Annotated in this window: 18 protein-coding genes; 6 read left to right on the forward strand and 12 right to left on the reverse strand. The window is 59.1% G+C overall.

From position 1 onward, the window contains the following. Positions 1-4: 4 nt before the first annotated feature. On the reverse strand, positions 5-571 hold the full coding sequence (locus K3175_RS01745; protein WP_221542314.1) for a NuoB/complex I 20 kDa subunit family protein: 567 nt from the start codon (positions 569-571) through the stop codon (positions 5-7). Positions 572-587: 16 nt separating this feature from the next. Next, complete coding sequence (ndhC, locus tag K3175_RS01750; protein WP_221541653.1) at positions 588-962, reverse strand: NADH-quinone oxidoreductase subunit A; 375 nt, start codon at positions 960-962, stop codon at positions 588-590. Positions 963-1,131: 169 nt separating this feature from the next. Between ndhC and K3175_RS01755 the strand changes: the two genes are divergently transcribed. Next, a complete protein-coding gene (locus K3175_RS01755; RefSeq protein WP_221541654.1) occupies positions 1,132-1,614 on the forward strand; it encodes a YbjN domain-containing protein in 483 nt (160 codons plus the stop codon). Positions 1,615-1,688: 74 nt separating this feature from the next. Here K3175_RS01755 and K3175_RS01760 read toward each other — a convergent pair whose 3' ends face one another. Beyond that, positions 1,689-3,095, reverse strand: coding sequence for a coniferyl aldehyde dehydrogenase (locus K3175_RS01760; protein WP_221541655.1), 1,407 nt, complete (start codon positions 3,093-3,095; stop codon positions 1,689-1,691). Positions 3,096-3,184: 89 nt separating this feature from the next. On the opposite strand from K3175_RS01760, the gene K3175_RS01765 reads away from it, so the two are divergent. Beyond that, entirely contained in the window at positions 3,185-4,381 is a 1,197-nt protein-coding gene (locus K3175_RS01765; protein WP_221541656.1) for a thiolase family protein, read from the forward strand. 57 nt (positions 4,382-4,438) lie between these two features. Continuing rightward, complete coding sequence (locus K3175_RS01770; RefSeq protein WP_221541657.1) at positions 4,439-4,870, forward strand: hypothetical protein; 432 nt, start codon at positions 4,439-4,441, stop codon at positions 4,868-4,870. Between the two features lie 72 nt (positions 4,871-4,942). Here K3175_RS01770 and K3175_RS01775 read toward each other — a convergent pair whose 3' ends face one another. After that, positions 4,943-5,410, reverse strand: coding sequence for an SH3 domain-containing protein (locus K3175_RS01775; RefSeq protein ID WP_221541658.1), 468 nt, complete (start codon positions 5,408-5,410; stop codon positions 4,943-4,945). A gap of 85 nt (positions 5,411-5,495) precedes the next feature. Here K3175_RS01775 and K3175_RS01780 point away from each other — a divergent pair, with 85 nt between their 5' ends. Then, on the forward strand, positions 5,496-6,521 hold the full coding sequence (locus tag K3175_RS01780; RefSeq protein WP_221541659.1) for a 2-hydroxyacid dehydrogenase: 1,026 nt from the start codon (positions 5,496-5,498) through the stop codon (positions 6,519-6,521). A gap of 41 nt (positions 6,522-6,562) precedes the next feature. After that, positions 6,563-6,991: a nuclear transport factor 2 family protein gene (locus K3175_RS01785; RefSeq protein WP_221541660.1), complete on the forward strand. Its 429-nt coding sequence runs from the start codon at positions 6,563-6,565 to the stop codon at positions 6,989-6,991. Here K3175_RS01785 and K3175_RS14320 read toward each other — a convergent pair. The 7 genes from K3175_RS14320 to K3175_RS01820 form a co-directional block, all read right to left on the reverse strand. Further along, the gene (locus tag K3175_RS14320) at positions 6,988-8,037 is read right to left on the reverse strand and encodes a methyl-accepting chemotaxis protein (RefSeq protein ID WP_221541661.1); all 1,050 of its coding nucleotides are present in this window, start codon (positions 8,035-8,037) and stop codon (positions 6,988-6,990) included. The two genes, K3175_RS01785 and K3175_RS14320, sit on opposite strands and share 4 nt — an antisense overlap. Positions 8,038-8,131: 94 nt before the next feature. Then, positions 8,132-8,545, reverse strand: a complete 414-nt coding sequence (locus K3175_RS01795) for an alpha/beta fold hydrolase (protein WP_247710615.1) — start codon at positions 8,543-8,545, stop codon at positions 8,132-8,134. Between the two features lie 307 nt (positions 8,546-8,852). Next, positions 8,853-10,259 (reverse strand): NAD(P)H-dependent flavin oxidoreductase, encoded by a 1,407-nt coding sequence (locus K3175_RS01800; protein WP_221541662.1) that lies wholly within the window; start codon positions 10,257-10,259, stop codon positions 8,853-8,855. A gap of 38 nt (positions 10,260-10,297) precedes the next feature. After that, positions 10,298-11,005 (reverse strand): class I SAM-dependent methyltransferase, encoded by a 708-nt coding sequence (locus K3175_RS01805; RefSeq protein ID WP_221541663.1) that lies wholly within the window; start codon positions 11,003-11,005, stop codon positions 10,298-10,300. Beyond that, positions 11,005-12,132: a peptide chain release factor 2 gene (gene prfB, locus K3175_RS01810; protein WP_221541664.1), complete on the reverse strand. Its 1,128-nt coding sequence runs from the start codon at positions 12,130-12,132 to the stop codon at positions 11,005-11,007. The genes K3175_RS01805 and prfB overlap by 1 nt, the downstream gene beginning before the upstream one ends. A gap of 85 nt (positions 12,133-12,217) precedes the next feature. After that, positions 12,218-14,653: a penicillin-binding protein 1A gene (locus K3175_RS01815; RefSeq protein WP_221542316.1), complete on the reverse strand. Its 2,436-nt coding sequence runs from the start codon at positions 14,651-14,653 to the stop codon at positions 12,218-12,220. Between the two features lie 133 nt (positions 14,654-14,786). Then, positions 14,787-15,650, reverse strand: coding sequence for an N-acetylmuramoyl-L-alanine amidase family protein (locus K3175_RS01820; protein WP_221541665.1), 864 nt, complete (start codon positions 15,648-15,650; stop codon positions 14,787-14,789). 440 nt (positions 15,651-16,090) lie between these two features. Here K3175_RS01820 and K3175_RS01825 point away from each other — a divergent pair, with 440 nt between their 5' ends. After that, the gene (locus K3175_RS01825; RefSeq protein WP_221541666.1) at positions 16,091-18,841 is read left to right on the forward strand and encodes an Rne/Rng family ribonuclease; all 2,751 of its coding nucleotides are present in this window, start codon (positions 16,091-16,093) and stop codon (positions 18,839-18,841) included. 128 nt (positions 18,842-18,969) lie between these two features. Here K3175_RS01825 and K3175_RS01830 read toward each other — a convergent pair whose 3' ends face one another. Beyond that, positions 18,970-19,719, reverse strand: coding sequence for a nucleotidyltransferase family protein (locus K3175_RS01830; RefSeq protein WP_345719294.1), 750 nt, complete (start codon positions 19,717-19,719; stop codon positions 18,970-18,972). Positions 19,720-19,863: the final 144 nt, after the last annotated feature.

A 19,863-nucleotide genomic window follows, 5' to 3' on the forward strand; every position in this document is an offset into this window, starting at 1 on the left:
ACCCTCAACGCTCGATCGTGCCGATGCGGCGGATCTTCCGCTGCAGCTGCATGACACCATAAAGCAGAGCTTCGGCTGTCGGCGGACAGCCGGGAACATAGATATCGACCGGTACGATGCGATCACATCCGCGCACCACTGAATAGCTGTAGTGGTAATAGCCACCGCCGTTGGCGCAGCTGCCCATCGAAATCACGTATTTGGGCTCCGACATCTGGTCATAAACCTTCCGGAGCGCAGGGGCCATTTTGTTACAGAGTGTGCCAGCAACAATCATCACGTCGCTCTGACGCGGAGAGGCGCGCGGAGCGACGCCGAAGCGCTCCATATCGTAACGCGGCATATTAACGTGGATCATCTCGACCGCACAGCAAGCGAGGCCAAACGTCATCCACCAGAGAGAACCGGTTCGCGCCCACTGAAACAAGTCCTCGGTCGAAGTGACAAGGAATCCTTTGTCATTGACCTCTGCCTGCATGGCGTTGAAATAATCCGCATCAGGCTGGCGAACTTCGCCTGCCTGAGCAGTTGGCTGGACCAGTGGGTCACGGCCATGAGGTGAAGATGTCATTTGCTGGCTCATGCGGTTACTCCCACTCCAGCGCGCCGACTTTCCAGGCATAGGCGAAGCCGACGATCAATTCGCCGAGGAACACCATCATGGTGATCCAGCCCGGCCATCCGGTCAGGTCTAGGCTAACAGCCCAAGGGAACAGAAACGCCGCTTCGAGATCGAAGATGATAAACAGGATCGCCACCAGATAGAAGCGAACGTCGAACTGGCTGCGCGGATCTTCGAATGCAGGAAAGCCGCATTCGTACTCGCTGTATTTTTCTGCATTCGGCTGATGCGCGCCTGTAAGGCGCGACACACCCATGGGCAGGAACACGAACAGGGCAGAAAGCCCTGCTGCGATGAACAGGAAAATGAGGATCGGAAGATATTGTTCGAGATCGACCACGTATGATTCCGTCTGGGAATAGGTTTCGGGCCAGCCTCTAGGCCCCTCGCCCCGATGGCGCAAGGGCTTGCCCCGATGTGTTTCCTGCGATTTTCACAAGCGATGTTGAACCGGTGTTAATACCTCAGCACGATGAGGCGCGAAATCCGAAGCTAGAGGACATCAATGAATGTTGAAACAATGCCTATCCTTCTCCGTGGTTGCCGCATCGCTGTTTATCGCCACCCCAACCTTGGCGAAGAACGTTACGGCCGACCTCGATCAGATTGCCGAAGTCCTTCACGATCACGGGTATCAGGCGAAGCTAGAGGGTGAGGGCACCGACCGCTCCATCAAGACGGGCATGGCAGGCTACACATTCGTTATACTGCCTTTCAGCTGCGAAGATGACGGCACAGATTGCAAGTCGGTACAGTTCTACACGGCATTCGACCCGGAAAAGAGCCCGACATTGGAAGAGATGAATAGCTATGCCGCCGCGAACCGTTTCGGAAGAATATACCTCGACCATGAAGGCGACCCTGCGATCGAGATGGACATCGACCTAGAAGCAGGCGGAATGTCCGAAGCGCTGTTCATGGATAATCTGGCCTACTGGGAAGCGATCATGGTCAGCTTCGCGGAATTTGCTCTTGCAGACCGCGATGAATGAGAGCCGAAGACAAACGCGCGGCGCGCTTTCCCGCGCCGCGCAGAAACTGCCTTACTTTACGCTTTAATTAGCCTCTAATCGGTGGCGGAACCGTAGGGCGGCTTCAATCCGCCCAATTTTGCCACATCGATCTTTGGCTGAGTGTAGATGCTGCGGGCGTGACTGAATTCGCGGAAGCCCTCCACGCCGTGATAGCTCCCCATACCGCTCGGGCCGATGCCGCCGAATGGCAAATCATCCATTGAAACGTGGAAAACGACATCGTTCACAGTCACGCCCCCGCTGATCGTTCGGGTGAGCACCTGCTCCCGCTCTGTGCTGTCTTTGCCGAAATAATAGAGCCCGAGCGGACGGTCGTGCTCATTCACATAATCTATCGCCTCGTCGATGTGGGCATATGTCTTCACTGGAAGCACTGGCCCGAAAATTTCCTCCTTCATGGCCTTCATGTCTTCGGTCACGCCTTTCAGGATCGTGAGCGGCATCTTGCGCGCATTGCTTGAGGAAAAATCCTCGTTGGCAGGGTTTACCTCGATAATCTCGGCGCCCTTGTCGCGCGCATCCGCAACCATTTCCTGCAAGCGATCGAAATGCCGATCGGAGACAAGGCTGGCATAATCTTCGTTTTCGAGAAGGCTGGGATACATGGTGGCGGTCGCCTGCCAGATACCGTGAATTGCCTCGTCCTGGCGGCTTTCCGGAACGTACAGATAGTCCGGGGCCAGGCATATCTGTCCCGCGTTCATCATTTTCCCTAGTGCGATGCGCTCTCCTGCCGTGGAGAAATCGGCACTTTCGCCGAGCAGTACCGGGCTCTTACCACCAAGTTCCAGCGTTAGCGGCACGAGGTTCTTCGCCGCCGATTCCATCACCTTGCGCCCGGTTGCAGTCGATCCGGTAAAGACCAGGTGATCGAACGGCAGTTCGGAGAATGCGGCCGCCACGTCGGCGCCGCCGGTGAAGACAGAGCATTCGTCAGGGGAGAAATATTCCTCCACCAACTCTTTCATCATCAAACTGGTTTTGGGTGTAAACTCGCTCGGCTTGATCATCGCCCGATTGCCGGCTGCAAAAACCTGCATCAATGGTCCGAAGGTCAGATTGACGGGAAAATTCCACGGGCTGAGAATTCCGACCACCCCCTTGGGCTCGTACCGCACCTCCGCTTTTGCGCCCAGCAAACCGAGAGGAAATTGAACGCTGCGCTTTTCCGGTCTCGTCCATTTATCGATATGCTTGAGGCAGTATTTTCCAAAATTCACCGTGCTGGTAATGTCTGTGATCATCGATTGCTTCGGGGATCGATTTCCGAAGTCCGCGCTCATCACCTTGCCAAAGTCGTCGGCGTGATCTTTCAGCAGTTTGATTGCCCGGCCAAGCCGGTCCTTGCGGGCTGACAGGTCCTCGGGACGAGACCGCGTCGCCACCGCGCGCTGCTTGCGCAGCATATCTTCCATCGCAGTTCGTTGGTCACCAGCCATATAGATCACTCCCGCTTCGTGTTGCGCCCTAGCGACGCACATCCTATCTGCCCTGAGAGATATTCCAGACTAAAAGGACCAGCACAAGCATGCCCCAGTTCAGCGCATCCGACCCAGTCGTCATCCTTTCTTACGCTCGGACCCCGATGGGGAGCATGCAGGGCGCCCTCGCCGAGGTATCCGCCACTGAGCTTGGCGCAACGGCGGTCAAGGCTGCGGTCGAACGGTCTGGCGTCCCGGCCGATCAATTCGATCGCACCTATATGGGATGCGTGCTTCCCGCCGGCCTCGGCCAGGCACCGGCGCGCCAGGCTTCAATCAAGGCAGGATTGCCGAAATCGGTTCAGGCAACGACTGTAAACAAGGTGTGCGGTAGCGGTATGCAAACCGTCATCATGGGAGCTGAAGCGCTGGCCAGCGGGGCGATCGATTACGTGGTCGCAGGGGGAATGGAAAGCATGACAAATGCGCCATATCTCTTGAAGAAACATCGCAGCGGCGCGCGCATCGGGCATGACACTGCCTATGATCACATGTTCCTCGATGGCTTGGAAGATGCCTACGAAGAAGGCCGTGCGATGGGTACATTCGCACAGGATACCGCGGACGAGTATCAACTCACTCGTGAGCAGATGGACGATTATTCGATCGAATCTCTGCGCCGGGCCAATGCAGCAATCGAGAGCGGTGCTTTTGCCGATGAAATAGCTGCGGTAAGTTACACATCTCGCAAAGGCGAAACGACGGTCGATACGGACGAAGCGCCAAGCCGCGGCAATCCTGACAAGATACCTCAGCTTCGCCCCGCCTTTGCGAAAGACGGAACGATAACAGCAGCCACATCCTCATCGATCTCGGACGGTGCTGCTGCCGTGGTCCTGAGCCGTGAAAGCGTGGCCAAAGAAAACGGGCAGGAGCCTGTAGCTAAGATCATTGCCATGGCTGCACACGCCCAGGAACCGTCAGAGTTCACCGTCGCTCCGATCGGCGCTATCGAGAAGGTCCTTGCCGAAGCAGGATGGTCGGCCGACGAGGTGGATCTGTGGGAAGTCAACGAAGCTTTCGCCTGCGTCGCCATGTTCGCCATGCGCGACATTGGAATCTCTCACGACAAGATCAACGTCAATGGCGGCGGCACGGCTTTGGGTCATCCGATCGGAGCAAGCGGTACGCGGATTATCGTCACCCTCCTGAACGCTCTCAAGCGACAGGGCAAAAAGCGCGGCGTGGCAAGCCTTTGTATCGGCGGTGGTGAAGCGACGGCAGTAGCGGTGGAACTCTTCTGACGTAGTCGGGACCCTCCCCGCACCGACAGCGTTGGTGCGGGCAGAAGGGAAGATATCATGAAGAGATTTCTTGTAGTCGCTGCTTGCGGGTTCTTGGCCGCGTGCGGATCGAACGAGGCCGAGCAAACTGTCGAGGCACCGACGAATGCAACCGAGGTAGGGACAACCGACACAGCGTCAGCCAGCCAGATGGCTGGGACATATGAAATGACGATGGAGGATGGCACAGTTGTCCGCCAACAGGTCAATGCCGATGGCACCTATGTCGATACCGATCTTCAGGGCACGGAGCTCGAGCGCGGGACCTGGCGTCAAGAGGGAAGCCAGCTTTGTTATGATCCGCAGGGCGCAGAGCCGGAGGAATGCTGGACCGGTGGTACCCCGGGAGCAGACGGAACCTTCGAGGCGACAAGTGGCGACGGCGCGGAAACCGCGACAATCCGCCGGATCGAAAATTCCGGCACGGGAAACATGGCCCCGCTCAGCTGAATTTCACGCCTGTTATGAGCAAAAGCAGGGGGGCGGTTTGATAACCGCCCCTTTCCGTTTTTGTCGTTGCCCCTACGGCTCACCATCACCCCAAAGACGGTTTGCCCGTACCCACCCCCTTCTGTTGCCGATCGTTATTTCGCACCAACCGCTTGCGCAGTCCTTCAGAGCGCCAACCACTCCCGGTTCCAAACGCCACTTGATCTTGGATGAAGCGTCGGCGTCCTCGTGAATGGTCGCGTTACCCTTACCGATTACGATCACGCCGAGATCAGGGCTCAGCAGCCGTGAAGCGACCCAGCCTCTCGTCCCATCGGGATCTTCGATCAGGCGCCAACCATCCATGACGCGGATGACTTTAACGGGCAGACCGGGTCTGCGGTAGACCCACTCGATCCGATAATCGGCACTCGGCCCAACCCGTAAATTGATTTCGCTGGCTCGCAGCGTAGCCCAGTAAGGAACCTCACGATCCTGCGCCTGGGCCGGCGTAACTACCAACACAAAAGCTGCCAAAACAAAGGTTAATTTGCTGATCATGATAAGCTTGCCTTACCCTCGGACATCTTTGGCCACAAGCGCTGCTTGACCCGTCCGCCGCCAAGAGCGTAGCGGTGGCATTGGTATGAACACGTCAGATTTGCCCGGCTCCGCCCCCGAAAAGCGTCTTGCTCGCAAACCCCGCGTTATCGTGACGAGGCGGCTTGGCCCTGCCGTGGAAGATCGCATGAGCGCGCTATTCGACGCACGAACGAATGCGAGCGACATGCCTTTGACCCGCGAACAATTGGTCGAGGCAATGCAGCAGTGCGATGTCCTCGTCCCAACGGTTACCGATCGGATCGACGGAGACATGTTGGCCGAGGCCGGAGAAGATCTTGGCCTTATTGCGAATTTCGGGGCCGGGACTGAACATATCGACCTCAAGGCCGCGGCCGCACAGAAAATCATGGTGACCAACACGCCTGGTGTTTTCACCGACGATACCGCCGATCTTACGATGGCAGGGATCATCGGAGTTCCCCGCCGCGTTCGCGAAGGCGTCGAACTGGTCCGCAGTGGAGAGTGGAGCGGGTGGGCCCCTACCGCTCTCTTGGGGCGCAAGCTTGGTGGCAAAACTCTCGGCATTGTCGGTATGGGCCGGATCGGCCAAGCTGTCGCGCATCGTGCCCGCGCGTTCGGACTCCAGATCGTTTACCACAATCGGAAGCGATTGCCGGAAGCTGTGGAACGCATGTTTGGCGCGACATACATTGGCAATCTGGACGAACTTGTTGCCCTGGCAGATATCCTCACCCTTCATTGTCCTGCGGGGCCGGACAATCACCATATGATCGATGCCCGGCGTATCGGATTGATGAAAGAGGAGGCCAGCCTAATCAATACGGCTCGTGGAGATCTGGTCGATCAGGAAGCACTGATCGCCGCCCTTGAAAGCGGGAAACTGGCAGGTGCGGGGCTCGACGTTTATCCCGATGAACCGAATGTAGACGAGCGCTTGATTCGGCATCCCAATGTCATGACGCTTCCTCACATTGGCAGTGCCACACGCGAAGGGCGGGAGGATTCGGGAATGAAAGTCATCGCCAACATCCGCATGTGGGCCGACGGTCACCGGCCATCGGATCAGGTGCTTAGCGGCCTCGCCTGAAGCCTTGCCGATCTCGAGCTATACTGTAAGCGGCTGGCATCATGGATGAATTCGCAACCCGCATCGAAGCACTCGAACATCAATGGATGCGCAGCTGGGTACAGCGTGACCGCAACCAGATGAAATCGCTCGCCGCGCGCGATTTCATCTTTCTGCTGGGTTCCAAAAGTCCAGCGATACTCGACCGTGCGAGCTGGCTCGAAGCCGCGACAACACGCTTCCGCTGCAATGGGTACCGGTTCGATGAAGTCTACGTACGGCGCCACGGATCGGTTGCGGTTTTCGCCACCCGGATGACACTGGATGCCACCATGGGCTCCGACGAATGGTCCGGTGAAACCTGGCTGATGGATCTGTGGCAGAAGAGCAAAGTTCGGCGCAAATGGCGGATTGTCGAACGAACAATATCGCGGCCCGACACGGACACTAAGATGCCCGATGCGATCCGGTCGATGCAGCTCTGGCGCTAGGCCGCCAATTCCTTCCGCCCACTTCCCTTGATCATGCGCGCGGCTTGCGTTGTCGCGTCCCGGGTGTCCTGCGCAAGCTTCTTCACTTCGCTTGCGACCACCGCAAAACCGCGTCCATTTTCGCCTGCATGCGCAGCCTCGATGGTCGCATTCAAGGCCAGCATGGTCGTTTGGTTTGCGATCGCGTCAATTGTCGACACGATATTTGCGACCTCTCTCATCGTCTCTTCAAGGCGCTGATTCTGCTGACCGATGCGGGCTTCCAGCGTCCGGCTGTCTTCCAGCGCATCCTTGGCTTCCCGCTCTAGGCCGATCTGATAGGTTACATCCGTTGCCAACTTAACGACTTTGACGGGCTTGCCGTCCGCGTTCATCACCGGATTATAGGTCGCTTGCAGCCAGACATTACTGCCATCACGTCGTTTACGGCAGTAAAGACCGGCATCGAAGCGACCTTGACCCAATTGCTCCCAGAATCGCGCATATTCTGCACTCGCAGCATGACCGTGTTCGCAGAAAATCCGATGGTGCTTGCCCACCACATCCTCCAGGCGATAGCCCATCAGCTCCAGAAAATTCGTGTTTGCGGACAGGATGGTGCCGTCGAGCCCGAATTCGATGACCGCATAGGATCGATCAAAAGCCTGGGTTTTTCCAGCGGTATCGGCGGCTTCCTCGAATTCGCTGGTCACATCCGCTGCGATCTTCAGGATGCGATCACACTGCCCATTCTCGTCGAACACCGGATTGTACGTGGCGCGGAGATAGATCGCAGATCCATCCCGCCGAACTCTCCTGTAGGTACCTTCGTCGTAATTGCCCTTGCCAAGTTTCTCCCAGAACAGCCTATAGTCTTCCGAGTTGCGTAGGGCAGTTTCGCAAAACATTGAATGGTGCCGGTCGACAATGTCGTCGAGATCATAGTCCATCGCGTAACAGAATAGATCGTTCGCCCACAGCACATGGCCGCCAGGCGTAAACTCGGCGACCGCTTGCGAGCGGCAGACCGCGTCCCATGCGGATCGAAATTTCAGAGTTTCATTCACTTGATCGGCTCCGCTGAACTTCAGTCACCGGAGCTTCTAAGCGAACAATGGTAAATGAGTGATTAGGAACTCGTAATATATGTAAATGCCCCGCTCACTGTTCCAGTCTTTCGAGCCGGGAATTGACGGTTTCGATGACTGTGCGGACGGCAGTGCGGGAACAGCCCATCTCGAAGTGACGGACCGAAAGCTCGATCGCCTCGTCACGTTCAGTCTCTCTGCCCCGCGCACTGGCGGGAGCGACAATCCCATCAATCGCCGACCAGAACGCGATTGTGTAAACGGGAGGCTTGCGGGCTGGATCATCGGGCAATGGCGGATCATCTACGGAGTGGTCGGCCAGAAACTCGTACAATCGCCACGCGTTGTTAGCCCTGCGGCTTCCCGAGAATGGAGTTCCCATGGTGGCCACCATAGCCACCTTGTCAGGATGACGCTGAGCAAGAACGCGGGCGTAGAAACCGCCGAGACTCCAGCCTATGAGGACTGGCTTGCGGTCCGAACCCATGGCTATGTCGCAAAGACGGCTTTCGAGTGCTGCGAATTTTTCAGGAGAAACAGTTAGATTGCGACCGAGATCACCAGTGACAGGACGGTAATCTGCTTCAGCGAGAGAATGCCTGAGAAGCCCCGTCGAGCGGTCCCCAGACGCCATTCCAGGCAAAACGAGCACAGCGCGACCGGCCCCTTTTCTACTTGTCAAAACCGGCCGCCGATAAGGTGCCAACATCAGTTTCGGAATTGCCAGCGGCTCGGCAAGCCATTCCGAAAGAGAGGGCGCCCGAATGTCTTCCTTGGCGCCCCTCCCCTTCAAATCAATCTCCCGTCAGTATCCGCTCGACCAATTGCGCCACCGTTGGCGTAAAATTGTTCGAATAGAAGGGATCCTGCTTGAATCGGTAGGCTGCGTGTCCAGCGAAAGCGAGATTCTCGTCCGGGTCACCGCCATGCGCGATATCCTGCAGCGTCTTCTGAATACAGAAGCTGCGGGGGTCGGCCAGACGTCCCGTGGTGTGGTTGTCGTGATCCTTCCAGCTAGAGAACTGGCAGTGCGAAAGACAGCCCATGCACGCCTGCTGATCCGCGCGGATTTGTTCCGCGCTTTCCGGAGTGACGAAAACTACCGTATCGTCCGGAGTCTTGAGTGCCTCGGTAAAACCCTCGTGCATCCATGCCTGGGCTTTCCTCTGGTCTCCCGGGTGAACGAAGAAGTATTTCGCTTTGCCATGGTCCATCAGCGGGATGGTGCCCTCTTCCTCGTCACGCTTGAAGATCGGTATCTGGCGCTCACTGCGATGCATCAGATCATAGAGGAACGGCGTTTTCACCGCACTTGAATAAAAGCCGGTCGGGCTGAACTTGTGCAACAGGACATCACCCGGCTCCACCGTGCGCAGCATGTCCTTCCACACCTGCGGGATCGGGCTTTCATGCGTAAGCAGTGGGCGCGTACCGAACTGAAAGGCAATCTTGCCGAGTTCGGGATTGTCGATCCAGTCGTTCCATTCGCGCAGGAACCAGACGCCGCCCGCCATCACGATGGCGACATCCTCCGAAACGCCTTCCTTGCGCATGGTTTCGCGCAATGCCTTTACACGCGGGTATGGGTCTTCCGGCTTGGTCGGATCTTCGGCATTGGACAGGCCATTGTGTCCGCCGGCAAGCCAGGGATCTTCGTAGACCACTGCTGCCAGCCATTCTGGAACCTTCGAATAGCTCCGCTTCCACAGCGCGCGGAAAGCGCGAGCAGAGCTGACGATCGGCAGATAATACACCTTGTGGTGGGCGGCGATTTCGGCAAGCTTATACGGCATGCCGGCGCCGCAAGTCACACCGGTGACCATGCCGGGACAATTTTTCAGCACGCCCTCCATGACCCGCTGGGCACCGCCCATTTCCCACAGCACGTTGATATTGATCGCGCCCTTGCCATCGGCAATTTCATAGGCACGCTTCACCTGCTCGGTGGCGCCGTCGATCCCGTAGCGGACGAGCTGCTCGAAGCGTTCGACGCGGGTTGCCTGCGGATACACCTGCGGGACGGGGTTTCCGTCCTCATCATAGGTGTCGGCATTCACCGCGCTGACGGTGCCGATGCCACCGGCCGCAGCCCAGGCGCCCGAACTGAGATGATTCGTGGCCGAAACACCTTTCCCACCTTCGATTAGCGGCCAGACTTCACGTCCACCGTAAACAATCGGGGTCAGACCCTTGAAACTCATGCAATTTCTCTCTTTCAGCATTCGACCGCGATGCGGCCTCAGCCCTGCGCCATGCTTTCGCTGCGGCAGGGCTTGATCTCTCCTGGCTCGGGCCTGTTAGCCGTTGCCTTGAACTGTGCATAGTACCCCGCCAATTCGGGAGCATCCCTGAACGCCACCAATTCAAAACCGACGCGGCTGAATTCACACGACAGGAGCAGTGGGTCGATCCCGTGAGCGTCGGTGGGGCGGTCTATGTCGACTACGATTACCTGCCCACCCGCGCGCAAGGCAGGCCACATCCGCCACAGGAACTCGTAGGGCTGCTCGATCTCATGGTACATATGAACCATGAAGATACGATCAAAACTGTTGTCCGGCAGCTTGGGGTCGGCAAATTCGCCCCTCCTGATCGAGACATTATCCAGACGGTAACGCTCCACACGCCGGGCAAGTCGGCCAAGCGCCTTCTGGTCGATATCCTGTGCAAGAACACGGCCTTCAGGGCCTACCCGCTCGGCCAGACGCACAGTATAGTAACCATTTCCGGCACCAATATCCGCCACTGTCATTCCGGGCCGGATTTCCGCAAGCTCCATTACCGTTTGCGCTTCACCCCTGCTGTCGCGCTGGGTCTCTGTCGAGAACTGATTGGATCCGGCTTGGGAAACTGGCCTGTCGGGCGCAGGAAAAACCGACCCAGTATCGTTCGCACCCGAGCATGCACCAAGCAGGACCACCGTCAGGGCTAACGGCGTAAACCGCATCAGTCGGCGTCCTCGACCTCGACCGTTTCGCCGGTCACGCGTTGAGCGAGGGCGGCAGAAATAAAGGGATCCAGTGCACCGTCGAGAACATCGTCCGGAGTCGGCGACGTCACGCCGGTGCGCAAATCCTTGACCATCTGGTAAGGCTGCAGGACATAGCTGCGGATCTGGTGTCCCCACCCTATGTCGCTTTTTTCCTGATATTCTCCGGACGCTACCGCCTCACGCTCCGCCATCTCGCGTTCGAAGAGCCGCGCCTTGAGCATGTTCATCGCCGTGGCTTTATTCTTATGCTGACTGCGGTCGTTCTGACTCGCCACCACAATGCCGGTCGGCTGGTGGGTGATGCGAACGGCGGAATCGGTGGTGTTGACGTGCTGTCCCCCTGCGCCCGACGCACGATAGGTATCAATCTTCAAATCCGATGGATTGATCTCGATGTCGATGTCGTCGTCGATGACGGGATAGACCCAGACCGAGCTGAAGCTGGTGTGGCGGCGCGCCGAACTGTCATAGGGACTGATGCGCACGAGACGGTGAACGCCGCTCTCGGTCTTTGCATAGCCATAAGCGTTCTCGCCCTTGAGCAGCAGCGTCGCGCTCTTGATGCCCGCCTGATCGCCCGACTGATGCTCGACCGTCTCAACCTTGAAACCGCGCCGCTCGCCCCAGCGAGCATACATGCGGAACAGCATTTCGGCCCAATCCTGGCTTTCCGTTCCGCCAGCGCCGGCATGAATTTCGAGATAGGTATCATTGCCGTCGGCCTCGCCCGAAAGCAGCGCCTGGACCTTGTCGCGATCGGCGCGATCGGCAAGTATTTCCAGGCTGGTGAGGCCTTCGCGAATGATCTCATCATCGCCTTCATCTTCCCCCATGCCGACGAATTCGATGGCGTCCTTCATCTCGCTCTCGATTTCGCGCACGGTGTTGATTGCGGTCTCGAGACGCTTCTGCTCCTGCGTGATCGCCTGCGCCTGCTTGGGATCGTCCCACAGCGTCGGGTCCTGGACGCGTGCGTCGAGTTCATCGAGACGGCGCAATGCGCGCTCCCAGTCGAGCGATTGGCGCACCAGCGCCAGCGCAGCTTCGATACGGTCGATATAGGCCTGCCCCTCGGCACGCATAGACATTTTCCTCAAAACGATATGTCCGCCCACCTAACGTGCGGGCGTTGATTGTAAAGCGAAGGCGCAGCCGCGCCGGCTAAGTCTAGTAGATGCCGCCCTGGTCTTCGACGAAATCTTCCTGAACTTCCTCACGCGCTGCCCGGCGTGGGGCTCGAACACCCTCTCTCGCACGGCGTATCAGATCAAGAATCTCGCTGCGACGCGCAGCCAATTCATCGGAGCGGGTCGACCGGGCCGGTTCGGTATCGGGCTTGAATGCCTCCCAGATAACCGCAGCCTTCGGATCGTTTGACGGCGTTCCTTCGAATACGCGCTTGCCGGTCCGGCGGTCGATCTTGACCATTCGGATGCCGGGGGGCGCGATAAAATCGTCAGAAGTCCAGCGTTCGCGGGTGCTTTCGATGAACCGCTTCATGATCGGCGCGGCGGTATTGCCCCCCTGCACCCATCCCCCGAGATTGCGCGGCTGGTCGAAGCCGACATACATGCCTGCGATGATGTCCGGTGTGCCGCCCACGAACCATGCATTCGTCGGACCATTTGTCGTGCCGGTTTTGCCAAACAGAGGAAGCTCCAGGCTGCGCAGCCGCACGGCAGTACCGCGCGTGACTACGCCCTGCAGCATATGGACTACCTGGAACGCTGTCCGCGGATCTAGCACCTGCCTGCCGCCCGGCTCGAAGCGCGGCATGGGCTGGCCGTCCCATTCGTCCATATTGCAGCTGCTGCATTCGCGATTGTCGCTGCGGAAGATCACCTTGCCCCGGCGATCCTGGACATAATCAATCACCGAACCTTCATGCTGCCGGCCCCAGTTCGCAAGCGCCGCATAGCCGTTGACCATATTGGCAACCGTCGTGTCCCCTGCGCCCAGCGCGAAAGAATAATATGGTTCATAATCGCCAATACCGAGACGTTTGATCGTCTTGGTCACATTCTGCATGCCGGTATCGTCGGCGATATGGATCGTCATCAGGTTGCGGCTCTGCTCCAGACCCCAGCGCATGGTGTGCTCACCCCCGCCGCCGCCGCCAAAGTTGCGGAAGCACTTTTCGCCGAGGTTCGCACCCTGCCAAACGCAGAAAGTCTGATCGGGCACCATGGTAGCTGGCGTCATGCCGTGATCGAGCGCAGAGGCGTAGACGAAGGGCTTGATGGTCGAACCAGGTTGCCGCAGCGCCTGCGTAGCGCGGTTAAAGCTGCCAAGGCGGCTGTCGAAGCCGCCCTGCATCGCCAGGATGCGGCCCGTTTTGGGCGATTCAGCAAGGAAGGCGCCGGACACTTCAGGCACGCCGCGAATGGCATATCCCGAGCCCGATTTTTCGACCGCCACGACATCGCCAACTTTCACCGACGACGGGGCGCCTGATAGATCGTAGTCCTGCCCATCGGTCATGCCGACTTTGGCGCCGGACCCACCCGTGGTGATTACGCCGATTTGCCAGTCCTTGTAATTGATCGAGATATTCGAGGAGGCAAGCTGGCCGTGCAAATCGCCGTTTTCCGGATTCAGCGTTGCGATCGGCCCGGTGTAGCCGCGATTGCCGTGATAGCTGAGCAGTTGCGCGCGCAGCGCATCACGGGCGGCATCCTGCAACTCGGTGTCGAGCGATGTGCGCACCCATAGACCGCCAGCGTAAACGCTGTTGCCGCCATCCTCGGCAGTTTCGCCAAACTTGTCGATCAGCTGCCGGCGTACTTCCTCGAGGAAATAGCCCGCATCCGCAGACCGTTCCGAGCGCTGCTGCACCAGTCCGAGCGGCTCGCTCTTCGCTGCAGCAGCTTCACCCGCGCTGACGAAATCGTTGGCCACCATCTGGTCGAGAACGAAATTGCGGCGCGATACTGCCAGATCCTCGTACCGCGCGCGGCCGTATCGCTCGGGCGCCTTGGGCAGGATCGCGAGGAACGCCGTCTCGTGCAGGTCGAGATCACCGACGTCCTTATCGAAATAGGCGCGTGCCGCTGCCTGTACGCCGAAGCTGCGACGTCCCAGCGGAATTTCGTTGAGATAAAGCTCGAGAATTTCCTGCTTCGTCAGGACTTGCTCGATGCGCTGCGCAAGGATCATCTCCTTGAGCTTGCGGGTTACCGAATATTCGTCACCCAGCAACAGGTTCTTCGCTACCTGCTGAGTAATGGTGGATCCGCCTACAGCCCGCTCTCCCGAGCCATATTTGGTGGCGTAATCGAACACCGCATTAAGCGTGCCGGTAAAATCGACACCGCTGTGGCTGAAAAAAGTCTTGTCCTCCGCCGACAGAAAAGCCTCCACCAGCGGCTGAGGGAAATCCACGTATTGAAGCTGCACGCGTCGTTCACGCGCATAGGAATGGACGATTTCCCCGTCCACGCCGCGAACGACCGTGGGCAACGGCGTTTCGTATTCGAGCAGGGAATCCGCTTCGGGCAGATTTCGTGCCAGCGATGCCCAGGCCAATACCAGCAGAATAAGCCCGATACCGATGAGGTACGTCAACACGCGCAGCCGGCGGCTGTCCTGCCAATTTTCCTTCATCCAGGTGAACAGGCGCACGGGATCGCCGGTCAGGCGCTGGCGGACATATGCAAGATCGGGAATGGCAACCATATATGGACGACGCCTCTAGCACTTGTAATCTGGACATTGCCAGAACAAGAATCATCCGTTCTCAGCTTTCCGACTGGCGGACGAAGAATATCCTGATGGCGCGCGCCATCGTCTGGGCGAAGCGCCTTTGTCCTTCGGGCGAAGCAAGCCTTTCGGCATCCTGCGAATTAGAGATGAAGCCGCTTTCGAAAAGAACGGAAGGAATATCGGGCGCGCGCAGGACCGCCAGCCATGCCGAACGCCGCGCCTGGGGATGGAACTGGATCACCCCCTCCCCTTCCTGCTCGATGAGGCGCGCAAACTGATCCGACCGCTCCTGTGTACGGCGCTGGGAAAGTTCCACCAGGATGTTGGTCACGCTGTCGCTCTCCTTGGAAAGATCGACCCCGCCGATGGTGTCCGACGCGTTCTCCCGAGCGGCATACAGAGCGGCCGCCCGGCTCGATGCCTCGTTGGAAAGCGTATAGATGCTCGCGCCGGTTACATCCGCGCTGTCGCCTGCGCTGTCGGCATGGATTGAAAGAAAAAGGTCGGCGCCAAGGCGCTGCGCGATCCGGTAGCGCTCGTTATGAAGCAAATATTTGTCATCGTCGCGGGTCAGCGCCACTCGCGCGATGTTCTGACCCTCAAGCTCGTCACGCAAAGCCCTGGCAAGCGCCAGCACGAGCTTTTTTTCGACATAGCCCCCCGATGTCGCCCCCGGGTCGACACCGCCGTGGCCAGGATCGATTACGACCAGCGGCAGATCGGCGGCTCCCGAAACATCCGGCAGCGCCGCCCCATCTTCGTAGCCGGGCAAATCGGCCCGCATGATGAACCCTGCGCCCTTCCCTGCAAGGCCATTGCCGTTCTCAAGCAGCACCAGGCCGGCGATCAATACCGCCGGAACCAGGAAAATCGACAGAAGCTTGAGGCGCCGTGTCATGACCGGCAGTGGTTAGGGGCTAAGCGCATGACAGTGCAATATAGTTGCCGTTGGATACCCACGGTGCTAGCGAATTGGGAAGCCGAACCCAAAGTGCCTCCGATCGGCGCGCTTCATTCGCGACGAAGAGGGTCACTTGATCCGGCTCACGCTTCCACCATTCCGGTGGCGGCAAAGAATGAACAGGTTGATGCTGGACAATTCCCTTTCCCTCCCGACGCATGTGATGCAGGTGCGCCAGCACTTCGCAGCCATGGCGGGACGGACCGCGCAAGAGTTGCGGAAGGAAGTCCTCGCAGACACGAAATCCCGGACCTCTGCAGAGAGAGCGAGCCGGTTCACAAATCCCGCAGATCCATCATGGGACAGCGGATTTCCAACACTGACGCGCGAAAGCTGCAGCGGGCATCGCCCGCGCACTCGCGCATGGAGACTAATCAATGCCAACGCGCATGCTCATCGACGCGCGCCACCAGGAAGAAACCCGGGTGGCAGTCCTCAAGGGAAACCGGATTGAGGAATTCGATTTCGAATCTGCCGACAAGCGGCAGATCAAGGGAAATATCTATCTAGCCAAGGTCACGCGGGTCGAACCCTCGCTTCAGGCAGCCTTCGTGGACTTCGGCGGAAACCGCCACGGTTTCCTCGCATTCAGCGAAATCCACCCCGACTATTACCAGATTCCCAAGGAAGACCGTGAAGCCTTGCTCGCCGCGGAAGCGGAAGTCGCCGAGGAAGAGCAACGTCTGCGCGCCGAAGAGGAAGAGCGCGGCGAAATGCCCGGCGACGAATATGACGCCGACGACGAAAGCTCGGAAGCCCTTGCCGAGGATCTCGCCGAAGATGGCCTCGAAGAAGTCGACACGTCGGACAAGGACGATGTCGCCACCATCGAGGAAGGCCATGTCGATGACGACGACAGCGACGAAGATGACGATGGCGAGGACAAGCCGAAAGGTCGCGGTCGTCGTGGTCGCGGCCGTCGCCAGGGCAAAGGCGGTGGTCGCAGCCGCGCCAAGGAAGTGGACGATGCGCGCGCCCGCCGCATGGCCCTGCGCCGCAAATACAAGATCCAGGATGTCATTCAGCGCCGTCAGGTGCTTCTGGTTCAGGTCGTCAAGGAAGAGCGCGGCAACAAAGGCGCGGCACTTACCACCTATCTCAGCCTCGCCGGCCGTTACACGGTGCTCATGCCGAACAGCAGCCATGGCGGCGGCATCAGCCGCAAGATCAATTCCGCCAGCGATCGCAAGCGCCTGAAGCAGGTAGTCAACGATCTCAGCCTGCCCAAGAGCATGGGCTTGATCGTTCGCACCGCGGGCCTTTCGCGCACCAAGACCGAAATCAAGCGCGATTTCGACTATCTCGCCCGTCTGTGGGACGAAATTCGCGAGAAGACGTTGGCCTCGGCCGCACCGGCGCTGATCCACTCGGATAGCGACCTCATCAAGCGCGCCATCCGCGACATCTACAACCGCGAGATCGAGGAAGTCGTTGTCGAGGGCGACGAAGGCTACAAATCGGCCAAGGCTTTCATGAAAATGCTCATGCCAAGCCACGCGCGGCGGGTGAAGCAATACGCCGACCCCGTGCCGCTCTTCCAGCGTTATGGCGCAGAAGACCAGCTCAAGGCGATGTACGATCCGGTCGTGCAGCTCAAATCGGGCGGTTACCTGGTGATCAATCCGACCGAGGCACTGGTGTCGATCGACATCAACTCGGGGCGCTCCACCAAGGAGCACAATATCGAACAGACCGCGCTCCACACCAATCTGGAAGCGGCCAAGGAAATTGCCCGTCAGCTGCGCCTGCGGGACATGGCCGGCCTCGTCGTGATCGACTTCATCGACCAGGAGCATCACTCGAACACGCGCAAGGTCGAGCGCGCGATGAAGGATGCGCTCAAGAACGATCGCGCTCGCATCCAAGTGGGCCGCATTTCGAGCTTCGGCCTAATGGAGATGAGCCGCCAGCGTCTGCGCACCGGCGTTCTCGAAGCGACGACCCGCGAGTGCCCGCATTGCGACGGGACCGGCCTGGTCCGGACGGCCAGCTCGGCAGGCCTGTCGGCGCTCCGCCTCATCGAAGAAGAAGCGGCCAAGGGCAAAGGCACGAAGATCCGTCTCGCGGCCAGCACCGAGGCCGCCGTCTATCTGCTCAATGAAAAGCGCAACGAACTCGTGGAAATCGAGCAGCGTTACGGCGTGATCGTCGAAGTTCTTCCCGAAGGCGAAGACGAAGGCGCGAAGATGGCTGCGTCCAGCCACGGCCCCAAGCCCAAGGATGCACCGAAGTTCGAAGCGCTGGTCGAAGACGACGATGAGGACGAGGATGACGATGTCGACACCTCGGACGATGATTCCGACCGTGACGACGATGGTCGTTCGAACAAGAAACGGCGGCGCCGGCGTGGCGGCCGCGGCCGGAACAAGAACCGGGATCAGAACGACGACCAGGATGATTCGGAAGACGATTCCGATGACAGCGGCCAAGACGAAACTGACGAGGACAACGGGGAAGATCGGCCGAAGAAGCGCCGGCGCCGCGGTGGCCGCCGTCGGGGCGGTCGTGGTCGCGGAAAGCCGAATGGCGATGAAGTGACGTCCGAGGATGCCGAGAAGCTGGAGCAGGTCTCCGAGCATATCGTCGAGGACATGACCGTGGTGGCCGGGCCTGACAACGCGCCGGAAACAGCCGAGGAAGCAGCCGACGAAAAGCCCAAGAAGCGGGCTCCGCGTCGACGCAAGAAAACGGATGAGGCTGCGGAGACCGAAGCATCGGCTGAGGCCGCTGCAGAAGAAACTGAAGAGAAGCCGAAGCCCAAGCGGACCCGCCGCAAGAAAGCCGATACCGAGACCACCGAGGCTGCCAGCGAAGGTGAAGAGGCACCAAAGCCCAAGCGGACGCGGCGCAAGAAGGCCGATACTAATACGGCACCTTCTGACGAGGCAGCATCAGGCGAAACTCAGGCCGAAGCCCCCGCTGAAAAGCCGAAGCGTACGCGCCGGAAGAAGGCCGCGCCGGAAGTGGCGGAGCAGGTCAAGGAAGACATGGCCGTCGTGGCCGGACCGGAACACACTGCTCAGACAGCCGAAGCCGAAAACGATAAGTCCAAAGCACCTGAAGCTGAGAAGCCCAAGGCGGATGCCAAGCCCAAACGTGGCTGGTGGCAGCGCACTTTCGGCGAATAAGGCTATTACCCTCTCCGCCGGTGCGAATATTCTGGCCCGGCGGAGAGGACTGATCGAGAGTGCGGGCAGCTACGGCAGTTTTCGAAATTATCGGGGCACGTCGTAACCCGCCGCGCTCCGACATTTTCTCAACACCGACTGGCAAGCAACTCCTGCACCGCATCCAGATCGGCATGCTTGTCGACATCTACTGCGGCCAAGCCGTCGCTCGCCGCGATTAGCTGCGCGGATATGCCGATCCTCTTCCCGAGCCTATCCAGCCCTTCCTGAAGCGTCAGACGTCCCAGCAGCATGGAAATCAGCGTGCCCGGCCCAAGCCGTGCTGCGATTTTCCACGGCCGCTTGCGATCGACCTCCACCATCGCCCAAGTATCTATGGCTTTCACCGCAGCGGGCGTCTGCAGGTAGAAGAGGTTGCATCCGGACCACTGACCGTCGGCAAAGCGCAGGTAGGTCCGTCTTGTTTCAGGCATCGCCTGTTCGACCACATCACGGCGCGCAAGCATGACAGAAACGTCTGCATCCGGCCCCGTCTTCCCGATCAACTCGCGCACCCATTGAGGTTCCAGCAGAGCGTGATCGCTCGTGGTGACAACGAGAGGCGTACCCAGTGCCTGCAGCGCCAGCCCCACACTCGCGCTCGGGCCTCGTCCAGCTAACAGGACTTCCGCGCCCAGGGCGGAAGCAAGGTTTGCCACGGGCCCGTCGTCGCAACTGACGCCGACGCGCTCGATACCTGCCTCGCGCAAAGCGCCCACCACGCGCGCAAGAAGCGGCCTTCCGTCAAGTTCGATAAGTGCCTTGTGCGGAACGCCCAGCGCTTCGGCAAAGGGATCGCCGCCGGGTCTGGTTCCGGCGAGTACGAGCGCGGCAGTCACTCTGTCCTGCCCGGTTCTACATGCCAATTGCGGGCGGATGCGGCATCTGGGTAATTCTCGATCATGAAGCGGCTGTAGCGTCCTCTGAGCGCCGCACACAATACAAACCCTTTGCATTCGGCAGACTTCGCTCAGCGGCCATTG

This window comes from Qipengyuania aestuarii (assembly GCF_019711535.1).
GTDB classification, from domain to species: Bacteria; Pseudomonadota; Alphaproteobacteria; order Sphingomonadales; family Sphingomonadaceae; genus Qipengyuania; species Qipengyuania aestuarii.

Coding starts and splice junctions, on each gene's coding strand:
- K3175_RS01745 (WP_221542314.1), bottom strand. CDS start 571: ATGACATCTTCACCTCATGGCCGTGACCCACTGGTCCAGCCAACTGCT.
- K3175_RS01755 (WP_221541654.1), top strand. CDS start 1,132: ATGTTGAAACAATGCCTATCCTTCTCCGTGGTTGCCGCATCGCTGTTT.
- K3175_RS01760 (WP_221541655.1), bottom strand. CDS start 3,095: ATGGCTGGTGACCAACGAACTGCGATGGAAGATATGCTGCGCAAGCAG.
- K3175_RS01765 (WP_221541656.1), top strand. CDS start 3,185: ATGCCCCAGTTCAGCGCATCCGACCCAGTCGTCATCCTTTCTTACGCT.
- K3175_RS01770 (WP_221541657.1), top strand. CDS start 4,439: ATGAAGAGATTTCTTGTAGTCGCTGCTTGCGGGTTCTTGGCCGCGTGC.
- K3175_RS01775 (WP_221541658.1), bottom strand. CDS start 5,410: ATGATCAGCAAATTAACCTTTGTTTTGGCAGCTTTTGTGTTGGTAGTT.
- K3175_RS01780 (WP_221541659.1), top strand. CDS start 5,496: ATGAACACGTCAGATTTGCCCGGCTCCGCCCCCGAAAAGCGTCTTGCT.
- K3175_RS01785 (WP_221541660.1), top strand. CDS start 6,563: ATGGATGAATTCGCAACCCGCATCGAAGCACTCGAACATCAATGGATG.
- K3175_RS01795 (WP_247710615.1), bottom strand. CDS start 8,545: ATGGGTTCGGACCGCAAGCCAGTCCTCATAGGCTGGAGTCTCGGCGGT.
- K3175_RS01800 (WP_221541662.1), bottom strand. CDS start 10,259: ATGAGTTTCAAGGGTCTGACCCCGATTGTTTACGGTGGACGTGAAGTC.
- K3175_RS01805 (WP_221541663.1), bottom strand. CDS start 11,005: ATGCGGTTTACGCCGTTAGCCCTGACGGTGGTCCTGCTTGGTGCATGC.
- prfB (WP_221541664.1), bottom strand. CDS start 12,132: ATGCGTGCCGAGGGGCAGGCCTATATCGACCGTATCGAAGCTGCGCTG.
- K3175_RS01815 (WP_221542316.1), bottom strand. CDS start 14,653: ATGAAGGAAAATTGGCAGGACAGCCGCCGGCTGCGCGTGTTGACGTAC.
- K3175_RS01820 (WP_221541665.1), bottom strand. CDS start 15,650: ATGACACGGCGCCTCAAGCTTCTGTCGATTTTCCTGGTTCCGGCGGTA.
- K3175_RS01825 (WP_221541666.1), top strand. CDS start 16,091: ATGCCAACGCGCATGCTCATCGACGCGCGCCACCAGGAAGAAACCCGG.